This window comes from Castellaniella sp. (genome assembly GCF_049673105.1).
Lineage (GTDB): Bacteria > Pseudomonadota > Gammaproteobacteria > Burkholderiales > Burkholderiaceae_B > Castellaniella.
On the sequence record NZ_JBATXG010000021.1, the window covers coordinates 1 to 17,188 of the forward strand.

18 protein-coding genes and 1 riboswitch are annotated in these 17,188 nt (G+C 62.0%); of the genes, 6 read left to right on the forward strand and 12 right to left on the reverse strand.

Features of this window, described 5'->3' with window-relative positions; genetic code table 11:
* The 12 genes from WBF69_RS08165 to WBF69_RS08220 form a co-directional block, all read right to left on the reverse strand.
* The coding region (locus WBF69_RS08165) for an Hpt domain-containing protein (protein WP_424263049.1) at positions 1-465 on the reverse strand (465 nt) is incomplete at its 3' end.
* A 13-nt stretch (positions 466-478) separates the two neighbouring features.
* Positions 479-1,609 (reverse strand): flagellar motor protein MotB, encoded by a 1,131-nt coding sequence (gene motB, locus WBF69_RS08170; protein ID WP_424263051.1) that lies wholly within the window; start codon positions 1,607-1,609, stop codon positions 479-481.
* Between the two features lie 15 nt (positions 1,610-1,624).
* A complete protein-coding gene (gene motA, locus WBF69_RS08175; protein WP_424263053.1) occupies positions 1,625-2,494 on the reverse strand; it encodes a flagellar motor stator protein MotA in 870 nt (289 codons plus the stop codon).
* A gap of 112 nt (positions 2,495-2,606) precedes the next feature.
* The gene (gene flhC / locus WBF69_RS08180) at positions 2,607-3,170 is read right to left on the reverse strand and encodes a flagellar transcriptional regulator FlhC (protein WP_424263054.1); all 564 of its coding nucleotides are present in this window, start codon (positions 3,168-3,170) and stop codon (positions 2,607-2,609) included.
* 3 nt (positions 3,171-3,173) lie between these two features.
* A complete protein-coding gene (gene flhD / locus WBF69_RS08185; RefSeq protein ID WP_424263056.1) occupies positions 3,174-3,494 on the reverse strand; it encodes a flagellar transcriptional regulator FlhD in 321 nt (106 codons plus the stop codon).
* A 273-nt stretch (positions 3,495-3,767) separates the two neighbouring features.
* Entirely contained in the window at positions 3,768-5,381 is a 1,614-nt protein-coding gene (locus tag WBF69_RS08190; protein WP_424263058.1) for an FAD-dependent oxidoreductase, read from the reverse strand.
* A gap of 21 nt (positions 5,382-5,402) precedes the next feature.
* Positions 5,403-7,136, reverse strand: a complete 1,734-nt coding sequence (locus tag WBF69_RS08195; protein ID WP_424263060.1) for an ABC transporter substrate-binding protein — start codon at positions 7,134-7,136, stop codon at positions 5,403-5,405.
* Between the two features lie 112 nt (positions 7,137-7,248).
* Positions 7,249-7,557, reverse strand: coding sequence for a DUF2160 domain-containing protein (locus WBF69_RS08200; RefSeq protein ID WP_424263062.1), 309 nt, complete (start codon positions 7,555-7,557; stop codon positions 7,249-7,251).
* A 13-nt stretch (positions 7,558-7,570) separates the two neighbouring features.
* Entirely contained in the window at positions 7,571-8,389 is an 819-nt protein-coding gene (locus WBF69_RS08205) for a carbohydrate ABC transporter permease (RefSeq protein ID WP_424263064.1), read from the reverse strand.
* Entirely contained in the window at positions 8,382-9,275 is an 894-nt protein-coding gene (locus tag WBF69_RS08210; protein ID WP_424263066.1) for a carbohydrate ABC transporter permease, read from the reverse strand. The genes WBF69_RS08205 and WBF69_RS08210 overlap by 8 nt, the downstream gene beginning before the upstream one ends.
* Positions 9,272-10,351, reverse strand: a complete 1,080-nt coding sequence (locus tag WBF69_RS08215) for an ABC transporter ATP-binding protein (protein ID WP_424263068.1) — start codon at positions 10,349-10,351, stop codon at positions 9,272-9,274. Before WBF69_RS08215 ends, WBF69_RS08210 begins: the two co-directional genes overlap by 4 nt.
* Entirely contained in the window at positions 10,338-11,417 is a 1,080-nt protein-coding gene (locus WBF69_RS08220) for an ABC transporter ATP-binding protein (protein ID WP_424263070.1), read from the reverse strand. Before WBF69_RS08220 ends, WBF69_RS08215 begins: the two co-directional genes overlap by 14 nt.
* A gap of 133 nt (positions 11,418-11,550) precedes the next feature.
* On the opposite strand from WBF69_RS08220, the gene WBF69_RS08225 reads away from it, so the two are divergent.
* From WBF69_RS08225 to WBF69_RS08250, 6 genes are all read left to right on the forward strand, one after another.
* Positions 11,551-12,327 (forward strand): DeoR/GlpR family DNA-binding transcription regulator, encoded by a 777-nt coding sequence (locus WBF69_RS08225; RefSeq protein WP_424263072.1) that lies wholly within the window; start codon positions 11,551-11,553, stop codon positions 12,325-12,327.
* Positions 12,324-13,817, forward strand: coding sequence for a glycerol kinase GlpK (gene glpK / locus WBF69_RS08230; RefSeq protein WP_424263074.1), 1,494 nt, complete (start codon positions 12,324-12,326; stop codon positions 13,815-13,817). The genes WBF69_RS08225 and glpK overlap by 4 nt, the downstream gene beginning before the upstream one ends.
* 88 nt (positions 13,818-13,905) lie before the next feature.
* On the forward strand, positions 13,906-14,376 hold the full coding sequence (locus WBF69_RS08235) for a TM2 domain-containing protein (protein WP_424263076.1): 471 nt from the start codon (positions 13,906-13,908) through the stop codon (positions 14,374-14,376).
* On the forward strand, positions 14,376-15,128 hold the full coding sequence (locus tag WBF69_RS08240) for a lipoyl protein ligase domain-containing protein (RefSeq protein ID WP_424263078.1): 753 nt from the start codon (positions 14,376-14,378) through the stop codon (positions 15,126-15,128). Before WBF69_RS08235 ends, WBF69_RS08240 begins: the two co-directional genes overlap by 1 nt.
* 111 nt (positions 15,129-15,239) lie before the next feature.
* Complete coding sequence (panD, locus tag WBF69_RS08245) at positions 15,240-15,653, forward strand: aspartate 1-decarboxylase (RefSeq protein WP_424263080.1); 414 nt, start codon at positions 15,240-15,242, stop codon at positions 15,651-15,653.
* 99 nt (positions 15,654-15,752) lie between these two features.
* A riboswitch (TPP riboswitch) is annotated at positions 15,753-15,845 on the forward strand.
* A gap of 53 nt (positions 15,846-15,898) precedes the next feature.
* Positions 15,899-17,188: a purine-cytosine permease family protein gene (locus WBF69_RS08250; protein WP_424263082.1), complete on the forward strand. Its 1,290-nt coding sequence runs from the start codon at positions 15,899-15,901 to the stop codon at positions 17,186-17,188.

Sequence of the window (17,188 nt, forward strand, 5' to 3'; positions counted from 1 at the left end):
CGGCGGCACAGGAGCCTGCGCGGCGGCGGGCGCTGCCGCCGGCTCGGCGGCCTGGCCGCCTTGTTGGTGCTCCATTGCGAGCTGGTGCAGTTGGGCGCAGATGCGCTCGTAGACCTGCTGGTCAGGCTTTTCCGCGCCGCGATACGCGGCGACTTGATCAGTCAACACGTCCTTGGTTTCCAGAAAGAGATCAATCATATCCTGACGCAGGGGTATTTCACCGTGACGGATCAGGTCCAGGAGGTTTTCCAGTAAATGGGTGGTTTTGGCGAGTTCTTCAAAACAGCCGAACGTGCCGGCCCCGCCTTTGATGGAATGCGCCGCCCGGAAAATACCGTTCAGTTCATCCGAGTCGGGGTTTGCCAGATCCAGATTCAGTAACAGCTGTTCCATATTGGCCAACAGCTCGTCGGCCTCGTCAAAAAACGTATCGTAGAATTCGCTGAGGTCCACACCTGCGCTCATGATTACCCTCGCTTTAATTGCTGGCTGCCGGAGCGGGCGCTGCCGCCGGCACGCCGGATGATTGGTTTTCCACAGGCGGCGCTGAACCCGCCTGGGTTGCTGCATTGCCGGGTGCTTCTGCAGGGGCGGAAGGCGCGACCGTCGCTGACGGCGCGCCCCCATTGAGGCCCGCGGTTCCGCTGCCTGTCACGCCTGACGGCGGCATGACTGAAGCATTGGGAGAAGCCACCGAACCGTTGCCCGTCTGGCCCGGATGGCTGAGTTCCTCGAGCAATTGACGAACCTGCTTCCCGGTGGTGCCTGCCGCATTCTGCGCGTCGATACGCCGTTCGGCCCGACGATTCAGCACCAAAACGCTGATGCGTCGGTTGACGGCAGCCATGGGGTCGTCTTCGATCAGGTTGACGGTTTCTCCGAGCCCCAAGATGCGCTTGACCTTTCTTTCGACCAGCCCGCCTGCCACGAGCTCGCGCCGGGCCGAATTAGCCCGATCAGCGGACAATTCCCAGTTGCTGTAGCTACGGTCGCCGGATGCGTACTGCATCGCGTCCGTGTGACCGGAAATCGTGATCGAATTGGGCAACTGGCTGATGGGCACTGCCAATTCACGCAGAATGTCGCGCATATAGGGCTGGACCCGAGCGCTGCCCGTGGCGAACATGGGGCGATTCTGCTGATCCAGGATCTGGATGCGCAGCCCATCGGGCGTCATATCCAGCAAAAGCTGCGGGCGAAACTGTTTCAGCACCGGGTTGTGTTCGATCAGGCTTTCCAATTGCTGTTTCAGATTTTCCAGGCTTTCCTGGTCCATCTGATCTTCCTGGTCCATGTCGCTCAGGGGCGACTGCGGAGGCGTCGAATGATCATTGGGCAGTACGCTAGGTTCCCCGCCGGGGATCACCGACCTGCTGCTGTCGACCTTGGGCCCGCCGGTCACGGCAGTGATCAAGGGCGTGCGGAAGTATTCCGCAATGCCTTCCAATTCCGTTTTCGGGACCAGCAGCAAGAGCCACATGACCAGAAAAAACGCCATCATCGCCGTCATGAAGTCAGCGTAGGCGATTTTCCAGCTACCCCCGTGATGACCTTCGCCGTAAGCACGCTTACGGCGAACGACAACCCGGCCGGTATCCTGCTTAGCCATAGCCCTGCGCCCCTTTTATTTAGCGGCCTGGCTCTTGGCCTGGCGAACGTGGGACTCCAGTTCGGCAAACGAGGGCCGGACCGTCGAGAACAGAACCTTGCGACCGAACTCCACAGCCAAGGGCGGCGGATAGCCATTCATGCTGGCCAGCAGCGTGACTTTGATGCATTCCAGGACTTTGACGGCGGCGATGGACTGGCGTTCGACCGCAGCCGCGAACGGCGAGACAAAACCGTAGGACAATAAGATACCCAGGAACGTACCCACCATGGCCTTGGCGATCAGGTCAGCCAGCACGGCGGGCGGCTGGTCGACGGCGGCCAGAGCATGCACCACGCCCAGCACCGCCGCCACGATACCGAAGGCCGGCAGACTATCGGCCACGGCCCGGACGGCATTGATCGGAGTGTTGTGTTCGCTGTGCAGAGCCTCGATTTCCTGATCCATCAGGGTTTCGATCTCGAAGGGATTCATGTTGCCGCTAATCATGATGCGCAGGTAATCGGTCAGAAATTCCATCAATTTGGCGTCTTTCTGAACCTGGGGATACTGCGCGAAGATGGCGCTGGATTTCGGGTCTTCGATGTCGGATTCAATGGACATCAGACCATCGCGCCGGGCCTTGGTCAGCAAGGTGTACAGCAAAGCCAGCAGCTCCATATAGAGGGGCTTGCCGTAAGGATTGCGTTTGACAGCCTTGGGAATGGCCTCGAACAACAGCTTGATCGAAGCACCATTGCTGCCGCCGATGTAAGCCCCCAGAGCGCAACCGCCGATCAGCAAGAACTCAAAAGGCTGGTACAAAGCCCCCAGATGCCCGCCTACCCCGATGAAGCTGGCAAACACCCCGACCGTGACGATCAGATACCCCAGAATGATAAACACGTGCGCGCGCCTTGTTAGTCGTCAGAATGCTGTCAATGTTCGCCTGTTTTCATGCTTTTAAAAGCATGGTTAAACAGGTCTTTTTGTCCACAAATCCGGTATCTGGCACCGATCAGGCGGTGGTGGAAGCATGAGCCTTACGTCGCGCACGGGTTTTTCCGGCTCTGGGCGGCGGTTTGCAGATGGCGCAAACGAACGCGGATTCCGGATCATGAGCATGGGCCACGAACTGGCCATGACACTGCTGACAACAAGACAATTGCACCAGCCCGCTATCGAAAAACCGCACCAGCATCCAGGCCCGCGTGAAGCTGAGCACGGGTTCGGCAGGCGTCGCGTCGGGATGCAGGCCGGTTTCAGACTGCTCTAGATAGAGACGATAGGCCTGAACCAGCGCATGCGACTTTTTGGCCGGGGTGAAGGTATCCAGATAACGGTAGATGTTGTAAAACAGGCTGGAATGGATGTTCGGCAGCCAGGTCATGAACCAGTCAACCGAAAACGGCAGCATGCCCTTGGGGGGCGAAGCGCCTTTGACTTCCCGGTAAAGGCGGGCCAGGCGATCGTAGCTGAGCTGCGTTTCCGCCTGCAGCACCTGCAGGCGGGCGCCCAAACGGATCATGTCCGTGGCCAACAAAATATCATCGGCCTCGCGAGAGACACTCTTACCAGTCATAGATCAAGCAGAAACTGCTTCCTGACGGCTCATCAGGATGGTTGAATGCGCTTGCTGCAGCACCCCCCCCAGGACTTCTTGAGTCAAGGACGTGAGCAGTTGGGCATCGTTCAGGCGGAAGGCGCACAGAACGGAATTGGAACTGGCCAGTTTGACGATTTGGGCAGGCGACAGGTTCAGGATGATTTCTGCGACATCACCACCAAACCCCAACCGGAACATGCCGGCGGCCGGGTTCTCGCGCAAGAGGCGCTGCGCCAGCATCAGATAGGAGAGGTTGACTTCGCGAATATCATCCAACAACGCAGAATCAATAGCGGACATGGGATCCCTTAGGTTAATGACTGTCTTGATGCAGCAGTCCTGGAAGATGATCTTTCAGCTTTAAGCCACTGGCTGGAAGATATTTGTCACGTTTCAGAGCGCTACAAAAATCAAATTCAGACATCAAAGAAACATTTCCATGCACATTTGGCATAGACGGGGCTAGTATAGCCTTAACTAGCGGGGAATTTGCCCTTACTCATCTGGTTACAGATATCAAACTTGTTTCTAATTATTAAAATTACAAGAAATATTCAGATTTGCTCCGCCGGTTCAGGCCGGCACCTGCCGATACTGGGCAGCAAGAGCCATAAAGCTGTTCAAGCCACCGTCTGTGCCGATTTCGTCCTGAAGAATAGACGATACATCAGGGGCTACCCGGGCCGCCTGAGCGGCGTCAAGAAACAGCATTCTGTGGCGCCTAGCCAACACATCCTCGACGCAACGCGCGTATTCATGGCGCACGGCGTAGCGCACCATGGCCTCGGTCAGCCCCATTCCCAAAGATCTCTCGGCGCCAGGCAGCGCCTGAACGGCAGCGACTTCGGTGCCGTAGCTTTGCAATCCGGGCAGGACGCTGAGACGAGCGACAGCCTGATCCGGGGCCGGCGCCCCCACCAGAGAAAACCGGGCGGTACGGCAGGCGGGCAAAGGGTCGAGTCGCCCGGCCCGCACGCACTGCTGCAGGACGTCTTCGGCCATAGACCGGTAGGTCGTCCATTTACCGCCCGTCACGGTCACCATTCCGGAAGGGCTGATGCGCACGGTATGTTCGCGGCTAATGGACTTGGTGTTGCCGCCATCCTGATCGTCAGGACGCACCAGAGGCCGCAAGCCCACCCAGACGCTGAGGACATCGCCGGCCTTCGGCGCCCGCGCCAGGACATGGGCGGATTCGTTCAAAATGAAGGCCGCCTCGTCGGCCAAGGCGCGGGGTTCGCGCTCTACCCGGTCACGCGGGGTATCGGTGGTGCCCAGAATCACATGCCCCAGCCAGGGCACGGCAAACAGCACCCGGCCATCCCGCGTATGCGGGACCAGCAAGGCATGGTCAGATGGCAGGAAGGAACGATCGACGACCAGGTGAACCCCCTGACTGGGGGCGACCATCGGACGCATCGTCTGCCCCCTGGCCGTGTCGTCGAGTTGACGGACCTCGTCCACCCAGACACCGGTGGCGTTGACGACGCAACGCGCCCGCACCTGCCCTGTGCGCGGCGCATCATCGGGCGCCAGAGCATCCTGCCAGCGCACGCCGCGGACCTGCCCCTGCTCGTGCAGGATATCGATCACGGGGCAGTAGTTCAGCACCAACGCCCCCTGGGCAGCGGCAGTCCGCGCCAGGGTCAGGGCCAGGCGCGCGTCATCGAACTGGCCATCCCAGTATTTGACGCCCCCATACAGATGGCTGCTGTTGACCCCGGGCAATTCCCGCAGCGTGCTGGCACGCCCCAGCCACTGGGTCTTGCCCAGGCTGGCGGCGCCGGCGAGCGTATCGTAGGCCTTCAGGCCGATCCCATAGAACGGCAATTCCCAAGGCCGGTAGGCCGGCATGATGAAAGCCAAGGGCTGCGCCAGATGCGGCGCATTGTTCAGCAGGGCGCGCCTTTCGTGCAAGGCTTCGCGCACCAGGCCGATATTGCCCTGGGCCAGATAACGGACCCCGCCGTGCACCAGTTTGGTGGCGCGCGACGAGGTACCGCCTGCAAAATCATGGGATTCCAGCAGCAGGACCGACAGGCCCCGCAGCCGGGCATCCAGAGCGACCCCCAACCCGCTGGCGCCACCCCCGATGACGATCAGATCGACCTCGTGCAAGGCATCGAGGGAGTCCAGCAATTGAGCCCGATCAGTCAGGGCCGGAGAGTGGTCAGCAGGTTGGGACATCGTTATTGCACCATTGAGAGCTTAGTTGACGCGGCCTTCCTTCCAGGCCTGCAACAGTGAATCATAAGAGACCGTTTCCGGTTTCGGGTTCTCATTGGCGAGTTTCTTCCAGGGGGCGTGTTCATCGCTGAGCCACTTGGAAGGATCGCTCTTGGGATTGAGCTTGGGCGCGCAGCGCTGCATGCCGGCGCGTTCCAGGCGGGCCATGACCTTGTCCATCTCGGAGGCCAGACCGTTCATGGCTTGCTGGGGCGTTTTTTCTCCGGCGATGGCTTCGGAGATGCTGCGCCACCAGAGCTGAGCCAGCTTCGGATAGTCGGGCACGTTGGTGCCGGTCGGGGTCCAGGCCACACGCGCGGGGCTGCGGTAGAACTCGATCAAGCCGCCGTATTTATTGGCGTTTTTCGTGAAATACTCGCTATGAATATCGCTGTCGCGGATGAAGGTCAAGCCCGTGATGGATTTCTTCAGGGACGTGGTCTTGGCCGTGACGAACTGGGCATACAGCCAGGCAGCGGCGACCTTGTTGGCATCGTGGTTCTTGAAGAAGGTCCACGAACCCACATCCTGGTAGCCGTTTTGCATGCCTTCCTTCCAGTAGGGGCCGTGCGGAGCCGGCGCCATGCGCCATTTCGGCGTACCGTCTTCGTTGACGACCGGCAGGCCGGCCTTGGTCATGTCCGCGGTAAAGGCGGTGTACCAGAAGATCTGCTGGGCGATTTCACCCTGCGCCGGCACGGGGCCGGATTCGGAGAAGGTCATGCCCTGCGCCACCGGCGGCGCGTATTTCTTCATCCAGTCGATGTATTTGGTCAAGGCATAAACGGCGGCGGGCGAGTTGGTGGCGCCGCCCCGCTCGACGGAAGCGCCGACCGGCGTGCAATTGTCGGCTGCCACCCGGATGCCCCATTCATCGACCGGCAGGCCGTTGGGGCTGCCCTTGTCGGCGGAACCGGCCATCGACAGCCAGGCGTCGGTGAAGCGCCATCCCAGAGACGGATCTTTTTTGCCGTAGTCCATATGACCATAAATCGGTTTGCCGTCCAGGGTCTTGATGTCGTCGGTGAAGAACTTGGCGATGTCTTCATAGGCTGACCAGGTGACGGGCACGCCCAGCTCGTAGCCGTACTTGGCTTTGAACTTTTCCTTCAGGTCCGGGCGATTGAACAGGTCATAGCGGAACCAATACAGATTGGCGAACTGCTGGTCGGGCAACTGGTACATCTGGCCATCGGGCGCCGTGGTGAAGGATGTGCCGATGAAGTCCTTCAGATCCAGACCAGGATTGGTGTAGTCTTTGCCCGCACCCTTCATGTAGTCGGTCAGGGACAGGATTTCACCGTAGCGATAGTGCATGCCGATCAGGTCGGAATCCGAGATCCAGCCGTCATAGATGGATTTCCCCGACAGCATCGAGGTCTGCAGCTTTTCAACGACGTCGCCTTCCTGGATCAGGTCATGCGTGACCTTGATCCCGGTGATTTCGGAAAAGGCTTTGGCCAGGACCTTGGATTCGTATTCATGCGTCGTGATGGTTTCAGACACCACGGTAATCTCATTGACGCCTTGGGCCTTGAGTTTGGCGGCGGCATCGATGAACCATTGCATTTCCGCCTTTTGCTGATCCTTGCTCAGCGTCGAGGGCTGGAATTCGGTATCGATCCATTTTTCGGCCTCGGGCATGCCGGCCCAGGCGGCCTGGCTGCCCATGGCGCAGGCCAGCGCCAACGCCACAGCGGTATAGCGAAATTTCATGATGATCTCCTCTGGTTTGAATATCCCCGGGTCCTGCTGAATGGCTGCGCCGCGGGGGACGGCGATCCACTGAGCAGCGGCACTGATAGACACCAGCGCCGCCTGCCTTTTCCTAACCTTTGCGCATGACGAAGACCAGCGCGCCCATGGACAGCACAAAACTGATCCAGATCGAGGGTTCTTCCTGCAAGGCGAACCAGTCCATCAACTGCTCGCCCAAGCCCAGAAAGCCCAGGTTGATGTACGCAGCCAGCAGCAGACCGATGAACAGGCGGTCTCCGCGCGTGGTCTGCATGGGAAGAAAGCCTTTGCGCAGCACCGTGGGCGAGCGGGTTTCCCAGATCGTCATGCCGGCCAGCAGCAGCACGACGCAAATGAAAAACACGGCGGTCGGCACAGTCCAAACCATCCAATCGAACATGATGTATTCCCCCTTAGACCCGCCCCATGGCGAAGCCCTTGGCAATGTAGTGACGCACGAACCAGATGACGATGGCGCCCGGCACGATGGTCAGCGTGCCGGCTGCCGCCAGGGTGGCCCAGTCCATGCCCGAGGCCGAGACCGTGCGCGTCATGATGGCGGCGATGGGTTTGGCATCGACACTGGTGAGCGTGCGCGCCAGCAGCAGTTCCACCCAGCTGAACATGAAGCAGAAGAACGCGGCCACCCCAACCCCGGATTTGATCAGGGGCAGGAAGATCGTCAGGAAAAAGCGCGGAAAGCTATAGCCGTCGATGTAGGCGGTTTCGTCGATTTCGCGGGGCACCCCGCTCATGAAGCCTTCCAGGATCCAGACCGCCAGCGGCACGTTGAACAGCAGATGGGCCAGCGCCACCGCCCAGTAGGTATCCAGCAAGCCAAGCGTCGAATACAGCTGGAAGAACGGCAGCAAAAAGACCGCCGGCGGCGTCATGCGGTTGGTCAGCAACCAGAAGAAAACGTGTTTGTCGCCCAGGAAGGAATAGCGTGAAAACGCATACGCCGCCGGCAAGGCGACCGCAATCGCCATGACCATATTCAGAAAGACGTAGGCCAGACTGTTGACGTAGCCCATGTACCAGGACGCATCCGTCAGGATGGCGCGGTAGTTGGCCAGCGTGAATTCACGCGGCAAGATCGAGAATTCCGCCAGGATGCCCTGGTTGGTCTTGAAGCTCATGACCACCATCCAATAGATGGGAACCAGAGCGAACAACAGATACAGCCACAGAAAGACCGTCCGTTTGCGCGGCAGCCAATTGCGCTCAGTCATGATGGGTCTCCTTGGTGCTCGTGCCGACCCTGAGCATCCAGTTATAGAGGACAAAGCAGAACAGCAGGATGATCAGGAAATAAACCAGCGAGAACGCCGCCGCCGGGCCCATGTCGAATTGCCCGATGGCCTTTTGTGTCAGGTACTGGCTTAAAAAGGTGGTGGAACTGCCCGGCCCGCCGCCAGTCAGCACGAACGGTTCGGTGTAGATCATGAAGCTGTCCATGAAGCGCAGCAGCACGGCAATCATCAGCACACCGCGCAGCTTGGGCAGCTGGATATAGCGGAATACCGCCCATTTACTGGCGCCATCGATACTGGCGGCCTGGTAGTAGGCTTCCGGGATGGCCTGCAGGCCGGCATAAGCCAGCAGCGCCACCAGCGGCGTCCAGTGCCAGACGTCCATCAGCAACACGGTCAGCCAGGCCTGGGTGGGATTGCCCACATAGTTGTAACTGATGCCCAGCTGCGTCAGCACCCAGCCGAACAAGCCGATGTCGGCGCGCCCGAAGATCTGCCAGATGGTGCCCACCACGTTCCAGGGAATCAGCAGGGACAGCGACACCACCACCAGCACCGCCGAGGCCCGCCAGCCTTTGGCCGGCATGGACAGCGCCAGCATCACGCCCAGGGGGATTTCGACGGCCAGCACGGCGCCGGAAAACATCAGCTGGCGCCACAAAGCGGCGTGCAGGTCTTCGTCGCGCATGATGCTGGCAAACCATTCCGTGCCGACAAATACAGTCTGATTGGGGCCCAGGATGTCCTGCACCGAATAATTGACGACGGTCATCAGGGGAATGATGGCCGAAAACGACACACACAGAATGACCGGCAGGATCAGCCACCAGGCTTTCTGATTGACGGGTTTGACGGTTGCGCTCATGCGATGAGCTCCTCGTTCTGATAGAAGCAGGTATGGGAGTCCAGCAAGGCCAGATGCACCTGGGCGCCGACATCGGGGGCAGGAGCATCCGGCGCGATATGCGCCTTGAGTTCCTGATCGCCTATCTTGGCGCTGATCAACTGGCTGGTGCCCACGTGCCGCACCCGCTGCACGATGGCCGGCATCGTGCCGGATTCGGCAGCAGGCAGGACCCGCAGATATTCGGGGCGGATGCCCAGGATCAAGGGACCATCGGGCAGCGCCAGCACATGAGATCCGGCCAGCGCATGGCCGGCCAGCCACAGGGACCGGTCCGCACGCCGTTCGACCGGCAGCAGGTTCATGCCGGGCGAACCGATGAAATGACCCACAAAAGTATGGCGGGGCCGTTCAAACAATTCCGCCGGCGTGCCCTGCTGCACGACCCGGCCACGGGCCATGACCAGCACCTGATCGGCAAACGTCATGGCCTCGACCTGATCATGGGTCACGTAAATCAGGGTCAGGCCCAATTCCTGGTGGATCTGCTTGAGCTTGCGGCGCAGTTCCCATTTCAGGTGGGGATCGATCACGGTCAGAGGTTCGTCGAACAGCACCGCCGATACATCGGGGCGCACCAGCCCTCGCCCCAGGGAAATTTTCTGCTTGGCGTCCGCCGCCAGATTGGCCGCCCGCTGATCCAGCACGGGGGACAGGTCCAGCATTTCGGCGATGCGCCCTACCCGTTCACGCACCTGCGCAGCGGGGACCTTGCGGTTGCGCAGGGGAAAGGCCAGATTTTCGCCCACGGTCATCGTGTCGTAGATCACGGGAAACTGGAACACCTGGGCGATGTTGCGCTGCTGCGGCGTCGAGCGCGTGCAATCGACTCCGTCGAAACGCACAGTGCCGTGCGAGGCCGTGACCAAGCCCGAAATGATGTTCAGCATGGTGGTCTTGCCGCAGCCGGAGGGCCCCAGCAAAGCATACGCCCCGCCGTTTTCAAAAGTGATTTTCAGCGGCAGCAGCGCATAGTCCGCATCGGACTGCACGACGCGCTGATAGCTGTGCGCCAGGTCCAGATCAATGCGCGCCATGATTGACCTCCTGCGGTGCCCGCAACAGGAATTCATCCGGACCGAACACATAGACCTGGCGGCTGGAAAAATGCAGGGTGATCGCATCGCCCAGCGCATGATGACTGACGCCAGGGACCTGAGCGATCAGATTGCCCACCGGAGTCTGCGCATGAACATACGTGGCCGAGCCGGAAATTTCCGCCAGCTGGACTTGCCCGCTGATCCGGCAGTCGCCCCCCTGGTCTTGCAGCGACAGGTCGGCAGCCCGCAGGCCGATGGTCACGTCGCCGGACGGCACGGGACTGCCGGACAGGGCCACAGCGCCCATACCCTGGCAGCGCAGCGCAGCGCCATCGGCCCGCGCTTCGATGAAATTCATGGGAGGGTCGCTGAAGGCGCGCGCCACGCGCATGGAGTTTGGCCGTCGAAAGACATCGATGGTGGGACCATACTGCAGCAGTTCGCCGCGATCCATCACAGCCGTATAACCGCCCAGCAGCAAGGCCTCTGCGGGTTCGGTCGTGGCGTACACCACGGTGGAACGGCCCTGGGAAAACATATCGCCCAGTTCTTCGCGCAGGTCTTCGCGCAATTTGTAATCCAGATTCACCAAGGGTTCGTCCAGCAACATCAGGGGAGCGTCCTTGGCCAAGGCGCGGGCCAGGGCGACCCGCTGCTGCTGGCCGCCGGACAGCTCAGCCGGCAGACGGTCGAGGAATTCCTCGATGTGCAGGGTACGGGCGATATCCCGGACCCGGGGCAGCACGTCACGCTGCCCGCTGAGCCGTAAAGGCGAGGCGATGTTGTCCGCCACCGTCATGGAGGGGTAATTGATGAACTGCTGATACACCATGGCGATATTGCGGCGGCGCACCGGCACGCCGGTCACATCCTGGCCGTCGACCAGGACGCGCCCGTTCGTCGGCGCATCCAGACCGGCCATGATGCGCATCAGGCTGGTCTTGCCGGCGCGTGTGGCCCCCAGCAGGATCGTGACAGCGGATTCCTGCAATGTCAGGTCCATCGGATACAACCAGGTATCCGGCCCCACCTGTTTATCGATTCCAGCCAATTCGAGCAGCATGGACTGCTTCTCCTTAAGATTCTATTTTGAGCATTATTGTTCGTTTCTGATTGTTTTACTGTCCATATAAACCCTAAGATCGGTTCTTTTTGTTTCGTTGTACAGTCTTTTCGTTCGAACTCCGATTGCCATCATGAGCCTCAATCCGCGCCAGATCCGGCTGCTCAAACACCTGCACATCACCGGCTCATGCAGCCTGGAAGACCTGGCCAGTCACCTGCAGGTCACGGTCCAGACCGTGCGACGCGACGTGCAGCGCCTGGCTGAAGACAATCAGCTGATCCGCTTTCACGGCGGGGCGCGCCTGCCCACGTCCAGCACGGAAAACATCGCTTATCGCCAACGGGCGCAACTGCATGCCGATCACAAGCAGCGCATCGCGCGGGCCATCGCCCGGGAAATTCCCAACGACTGTTCGCTGATGATCAATATCGGCACCACCGCCGAGGCCATCGCCCATGCGCTCAGCGGACACACGGGGCTGCGCATCATCACCAACAACATCAATGTGGCCTGCACCCTGGGGCACCAGCCAGGCTGCGAGGTCATCCTGGCGGGCGGCAACGTGCGCCCGCGCGACCTGGCCATCGTGGGCGAGGCCACGGTCGAGTTCATCCGCCAGTTCCGCGTCGACATCGCCCTGATGGGGATATCCGGCATCGAGGCGGACGGCACCTTGCGCGATTATGATTACCGCGAGGTGAAAGTCTCGCAGGCCATCATGCAGTCGGCTCGCGAGGTCTGGATGGCCGCCGACATCAGTAAATTCCACCGCCCCGCGATGGTGCGCCTGGGGGATCTGCCCCAAATCGACCGCCTGTTCACCAATGCCCGCCCCCCCGAACCCTTCCCCGGCCTGCTGAAAGCCGCCGAAGTCGACTGTGTGATCGCTCCCGAGGATTTCTCATGACGTACCTGCTTGCCCTGGATCAGGGCACTTCCAGCACCCGCAGCATCGTGTTCGACCGCATGGGCCGCATCGTCGGTCTGGCCCAGCGCGAATTCGCGCAACACTATCCGCAACCGGGCTGGGTGGAGCACGACGCAACCGAAATCTGGCAGACGCAGCGTGAGACGATGCGCGAGGCCCTGCACCGGGCCGGCATATCCGCCCGCGATATCCGGGCCATCGGCATCACCAATCAGCGTGAGACCACCGTGGTGTGGGATCGCCGCACCGGCCAGCCCATCCACAACGCCATCGTCTGGCAGGACCGGCGCGCCGAACCCACCTGCGCCGAGCTGCGGGCCCAGGGGCTGGAATCGACGATTCTGCAGCGCACGGGGCTGCGCGTAGACGCCTATTTTTCAGCGACGAAACTGAAATGGATCCTGGACCAGGTGCCCGGCGCCCGCGCCCGCGCCGAGGCCGGCGAACTGTTGTTCGGCACCATCGACAGCTGGTTGATCTGGCAACTGACCGCCGGTCAGCGCCACCTGACCGACGTCAGCAATGCGGCCCGCACCATGCTGATGGACGTGCACAGCAATACCTGGGACGCGGAACTGCTGGGCCATCTGGACATCCCGGCGGCGATGATGCCGCAGATCCTGCCGTCTTCCGCCGATTTCGGCCTGACCGCGCCTGACATCCTGGACCACGCCATCCCCATCAGCGGCGTCGCCGGCGACCAGCAAAGCGCGCTGTTCGGCCAGGCCTGCTTTCGCCCCGGCATGGCAAAAAACACCTACGGCACCGGCTGCTTCATGCTGATGCATACCGGCGAACAGTTCCAAGTCTCGCAAAACGGCCTGGTGACGACCAGCGCCGCGCAAATCAACCAGCAACCGGCCTACGCACTGGAAGGCAGCGTGTTCGTCGGCGGGGCTGTGGTCCAGTGGCTGCGCGACGGGCTGCGTGCCTTTACGCGCAGCAGCGACATCGAGGCAATGGCCCGCAGCGTGCCCGATTCTGGCGGAGTCATGTTCGTGCCCGCCTTCACCGGCCTGGGCGCCCCCTGGTGGGACCCGGACGCGCGCGGCACGATCACCGGGCTGACACGGGGCACGTCCATGGCGCACATCGCCCGCGCCGCGCTGGAAAGCATCGCCTACCAGAGCGCCGCCCTGCTGCAGGCCATGAGCCGCGACGCCCAGGCGGCGGGCGCCGCCCCCCTGCAAGCCCTGCGGGTGGACGGCGGCGCCTGCGTCAATGATCTGCTGATGCAGTTCCAGGCCGACCTGCTGGGCATCCCGGTGCTGCGCCCCACCATGGTGGAAACGACCGCCCTGGGCGCCGCCTTTCTGGCGGGGCTGCAGGCCGGCGTCTACGCCGATTTGCAGGAACTGGAATCCCTGTGGCGCGTCGAACGCCAGTTCGATCCGGCCATGCCCCGCGATCAGGCGGCAGAGCGGCTTGCCCAGTGGGATCGCGCCATCCGTCAGACCGTCGCTCACTGAGGACATCCAATCCCGATAGAATGATGATTCAGACCGCCTGCCACCCTTGAGCCGCGGGCGGACCGATTCCGGATACCGGTCCATTTCCATGTTCAAAAAAATCATCCTGATCGCCGCCGTCTTCGTCGTCATTTTGCTGGCGCTCAGCTTTGGCGAACTGGCCTTCGGTCAGATATTCGACTGGATTTCCCGCCTGACGGGCGTGCTGATCCGTAATTTCGACGAATTGTTCACCGCCATCGGCAGCTACCTGCAAATCCATACCGGCAAGGTCCTGCTGGCCCTGCTGCTGACCGTGCCCGCCAGCATCTGGATTCTGGGGACGCGCCGCGAATCCCTGGGCAAGCCCGCCTCTCAGCGACGCATCGCCATCGTGCTGGCCATTTTCCTGGGTTGGCTGGGGGCGCACCGCTTCTTTCTGGGGCAGGTCGGCTGGGGCCTGGGTTTTTTGCTGCTCGCCTGGATCTTCGTGCCGCTGGCCGCCGTGCTGGGTTTGATCGACGCCATCCGCTATCTGTTCATGGATGACGAGACCTTCGCCGCCACGCAGTTGAATTGATGCCCGCGCCGCAGACCACGCGCTATCGCCTGCTGGATTCCGGCCCAGGCGACGGCCCGCTGGCTGACGAAGCCCTGCTGGCGCAGGCCGGCAAAGGCCCGGTCGCGTGTCTCTGGCAGGCCGATCAGGGCTTGGTCGTGCCGCGCACCTATGCCGCGCAGGCCGGGTTTCCCGATGTGCAAACCGCGTTTGCCGCGCGGGGGTGGCCGATCCACGTCCGCCAGTCCGGCGGCGGAGTCGTGCCGCAAGGGCCCGGCATCCTGAACATCAGCTTGGCGCAGGTATTCGACGGCAGGCCGCTGGACCATGCCGACGCCTTGTATCAACATCTGTGCGGCCTGATCTCCGCCGCGCTGCTATTTTTCGGCATCGATACGCGCGCCCAGACGGTAGAAGGCTCTTTCTGCGATGGCCGCTACAATCTGGCGGTCGGTTCCCCCGCCCGCAAAGTCGCCGGCACGGCGCAGCTCTGGCGGCGCCTCCCGCGCCCGACGCTGCCCACGCAAGCCGAACAGACAACGGAACGCCATATCGGACTGGCGCACGCGCTGATTTTGCTGCAGTGCGATCCGTCCACGGTGACTGCGCAGGCCAATGCGCTGGAAGCCGCTCTGGGCAATCGCAGGCGCTACGATCCGGATAAGATCCTGTCGCTTGACACCTTCTTGCCCCCGCCCGAGCGCACCGGATTTCCCGACGCCTTTCAGGCGCGTCTGGCCTCTCTGCTGCGCGACACCCCTGCCCACCCCTGAGCCGAGACGCGCAGCCCCTGCCCGCCAGTCTGGCGGCAATCGAGCGGCCTGCGATGCTGCACTGCAACGCGCTAGAATACGGCCTGCTCAATACCAATCTCGAAACACACCATGAGAAAAATCGTCCGCGCCAAACTGCATGGCATCCGCGTCACCGGCGCCGATCTGGACTATCACGGCTCCATCACACTGGACCCGGACCACTGCGAAGCAGCCGGCATCCTGCCCATGGAGTTCGTGGACATCTGGAACAAGAATTCCGGCGCCCGCATCAGCACCTACGTCATCTATGGCGAACGCGGCTCGCGCTGCTGCATTCTGAATGGCGCAGCAGCCCGCACCTGCCAGCGCGGCGACGAGGTGATCATCGCCAATGCGGAATATATCCAGACATCCGAGCTGGAACATATCAAACCCGTCGTGCTGACCTTCCACCCGGACAACAGCATCCGCGAACATCTGGGGTATTCGGTGGGCCGCGACGCTCAGGGCCGCTTGAGTTTCGAGATCGTGCAGCACAGCTGATCCGCGCGACCGCGACCACCCAGTAGCCTACCCGGCGCGCCGCCGCCCTTGTCCGACCGCAGCACGGCCTCTACAATGAAGACCGTTTTGCCCATTTTCGAGCCTCGCTAGGGGTGCCGCCACGGCGGCTGAGACAGTCCCTTCGAACCTGATTGAGATCATCCTCGCGCAGGAAAGCAGCTCGCCACGGCGACGGCTTTCCGTCGCGTGCGCCTGCATCCTGCCTATAGACAGACAGGCGCACCATGCAACAGACTCCACATTCCCCCCACCCCGGCGCAACCGCGCAGCCCGCCATCGAGCGTGTCTTCGGCTGGCACGATCACATGGCCCTGTGGTTCAGCCTGGGCGTGGGCCTGCTGGTCATCCAGGTCGGGGCCTATCTGGTCCCGGCACTAGGCACGCAAGCAGCCCTCGTCGCCGTGACCGCCGGCTCCATTCTGGGAGCGGGCCTGCTGGCCTGGGTGGCGCGGCTGGGCTGCGACAGCGGTCTGTCCAGCGCCGGCCTGATCCATGCGGTCTACGGCCAGCGTTTCGCCCGGCTGCCGGTCCTGCTCAACGTGGTGCAATTGCTGGGCTGGGCGACGTTCGAGTTGGTCATCATGCGCGACGGCACCCGCGCCATCGGCCAGCGAGCGCTGGGGCTGGATATCGGCCTGATACTGCCCACCCTGTTCTGGGGGCTGGTCGTCTTGCTGCTGCTGCGCGGGTCGATGGTGACGCTGGTGCGGCGCATCGTCAGCCGCATCGGCCTGCCCCTGGTCGTGCTGTCGCTGATCTGGCTGAGCGTGCAGTTCGGCCTGAAGCTGGACACCAACGCCATCCAGGCGCTGTGGCAGCGCGCGGGCGACGGCAGCATGAACACCTTTCAAGCCCTGGACCTGGTGATCGCCATGCCTGTGTCCTGGCTGCCGCTGGTGGCCGATTACGCGCGCCATGGCCGCAGCAGCCAGGGGGCGCTGGCCGGCACCTGGTTCGGCTACACCCTCGCCAACATCTGGTGCTACACCCTGGGCATCCTGGTCATCACGGTGACGGGGCCGGACACCGACATGGTCAGCGCCCTGCTGATGGCGCAAGGCGGCCTGCTGGCGCTGGGCCTGATCCTGATCGATGAGCTGGACAACACCTATGGCGACCTGTATTCCGGGTCCGTCAACAGCCACAGCCTGCTGCCGCGTCTTAGCCTGAAGACCTGGGGCACCGTCCTGGCGGTGCTGTCGATGGGGCTGGCGATGTTCCTGCCCATGCATTCGCTCGAACCCTTCCTGCTGACGCTCAGTTCAGTATTCGTGCCGCTGTTCGGGACGATCCTGGGGCGCACCGGCCTGCAGGCCACCGCGCTGGAGGCCGCGCCGCGCAGCGTCCACGCCGCCCCCGCGCTGATCTGGCTGCTGGGTATTGTCTGCTTTCATTCCCTGGCACAATGGGCACCTGATTACGGCAGTGCGCTACCCACACTGCTGCTGACCTTTACCCTAGGGGCGCTCACCGCCAGAAACGCAGGCCGGCCCATCGAGCCAGCCCGTTCCTAG

Excerpts from the sequence above, each read along its gene's own strand:
- motB (WP_424263051.1), bottom strand. The coding sequence starts at position 1,609 with ATGGCTAAGCAGGATACCGGCCGGGTTGTCGTTCGCCGTAAGCGTGCT.
- flhC (WP_424263054.1), bottom strand. The coding sequence starts at position 3,170 with ATGACTGGTAAGAGTGTCTCTCGCGAGGCCGATGATATTTTGTTGGCC.
- flhD (WP_424263056.1), bottom strand. The coding sequence starts at position 3,494 with ATGTCCGCTATTGATTCTGCGTTGTTGGATGATATTCGCGAAGTCAAC.
- WBF69_RS08190 (WP_424263058.1), bottom strand. The coding sequence starts at position 5,381 with ATGTCCCAACCTGCTGACCACTCTCCGGCCCTGACTGATCGGGCTCAA.
- WBF69_RS08195 (WP_424263060.1), bottom strand. The coding sequence starts at position 7,136 with ATGAAATTTCGCTATACCGCTGTGGCGTTGGCGCTGGCCTGCGCCATG.
- WBF69_RS08200 (WP_424263062.1), bottom strand. The coding sequence starts at position 7,557 with ATGTTCGATTGGATGGTTTGGACTGTGCCGACCGCCGTGTTTTTCATT.
- WBF69_RS08205 (WP_424263064.1), bottom strand. The coding sequence starts at position 8,389 with ATGACTGAGCGCAATTGGCTGCCGCGCAAACGGACGGTCTTTCTGTGG.
- WBF69_RS08210 (WP_424263066.1), bottom strand. The coding sequence starts at position 9,275 with ATGAGCGCAACCGTCAAACCCGTCAATCAGAAAGCCTGGTGGCTGATC.
- WBF69_RS08215 (WP_424263068.1), bottom strand. The coding sequence starts at position 10,351 with ATGGCGCGCATTGATCTGGACCTGGCGCACAGCTATCAGCGCGTCGTG.
- WBF69_RS08220 (WP_424263070.1), bottom strand. The coding sequence starts at position 11,417 with ATGCTGCTCGAATTGGCTGGAATCGATAAACAGGTGGGGCCGGATACC.
- WBF69_RS08225 (WP_424263072.1), top strand. The coding sequence starts at position 11,551 with ATGAGCCTCAATCCGCGCCAGATCCGGCTGCTCAAACACCTGCACATC.
- glpK (WP_424263074.1), top strand. The coding sequence starts at position 12,324 with ATGACGTACCTGCTTGCCCTGGATCAGGGCACTTCCAGCACCCGCAGC.
- WBF69_RS08235 (WP_424263076.1), top strand. The coding sequence starts at position 13,906 with ATGTTCAAAAAAATCATCCTGATCGCCGCCGTCTTCGTCGTCATTTTG.
- WBF69_RS08240 (WP_424263078.1), top strand. The coding sequence starts at position 14,376 with ATGCCCGCGCCGCAGACCACGCGCTATCGCCTGCTGGATTCCGGCCCA.
- panD (WP_424263080.1), top strand. The coding sequence starts at position 15,240 with ATGAGAAAAATCGTCCGCGCCAAACTGCATGGCATCCGCGTCACCGGC.
- WBF69_RS08250 (WP_424263082.1), top strand. The coding sequence starts at position 15,899 with ATGCAACAGACTCCACATTCCCCCCACCCCGGCGCAACCGCGCAGCCC.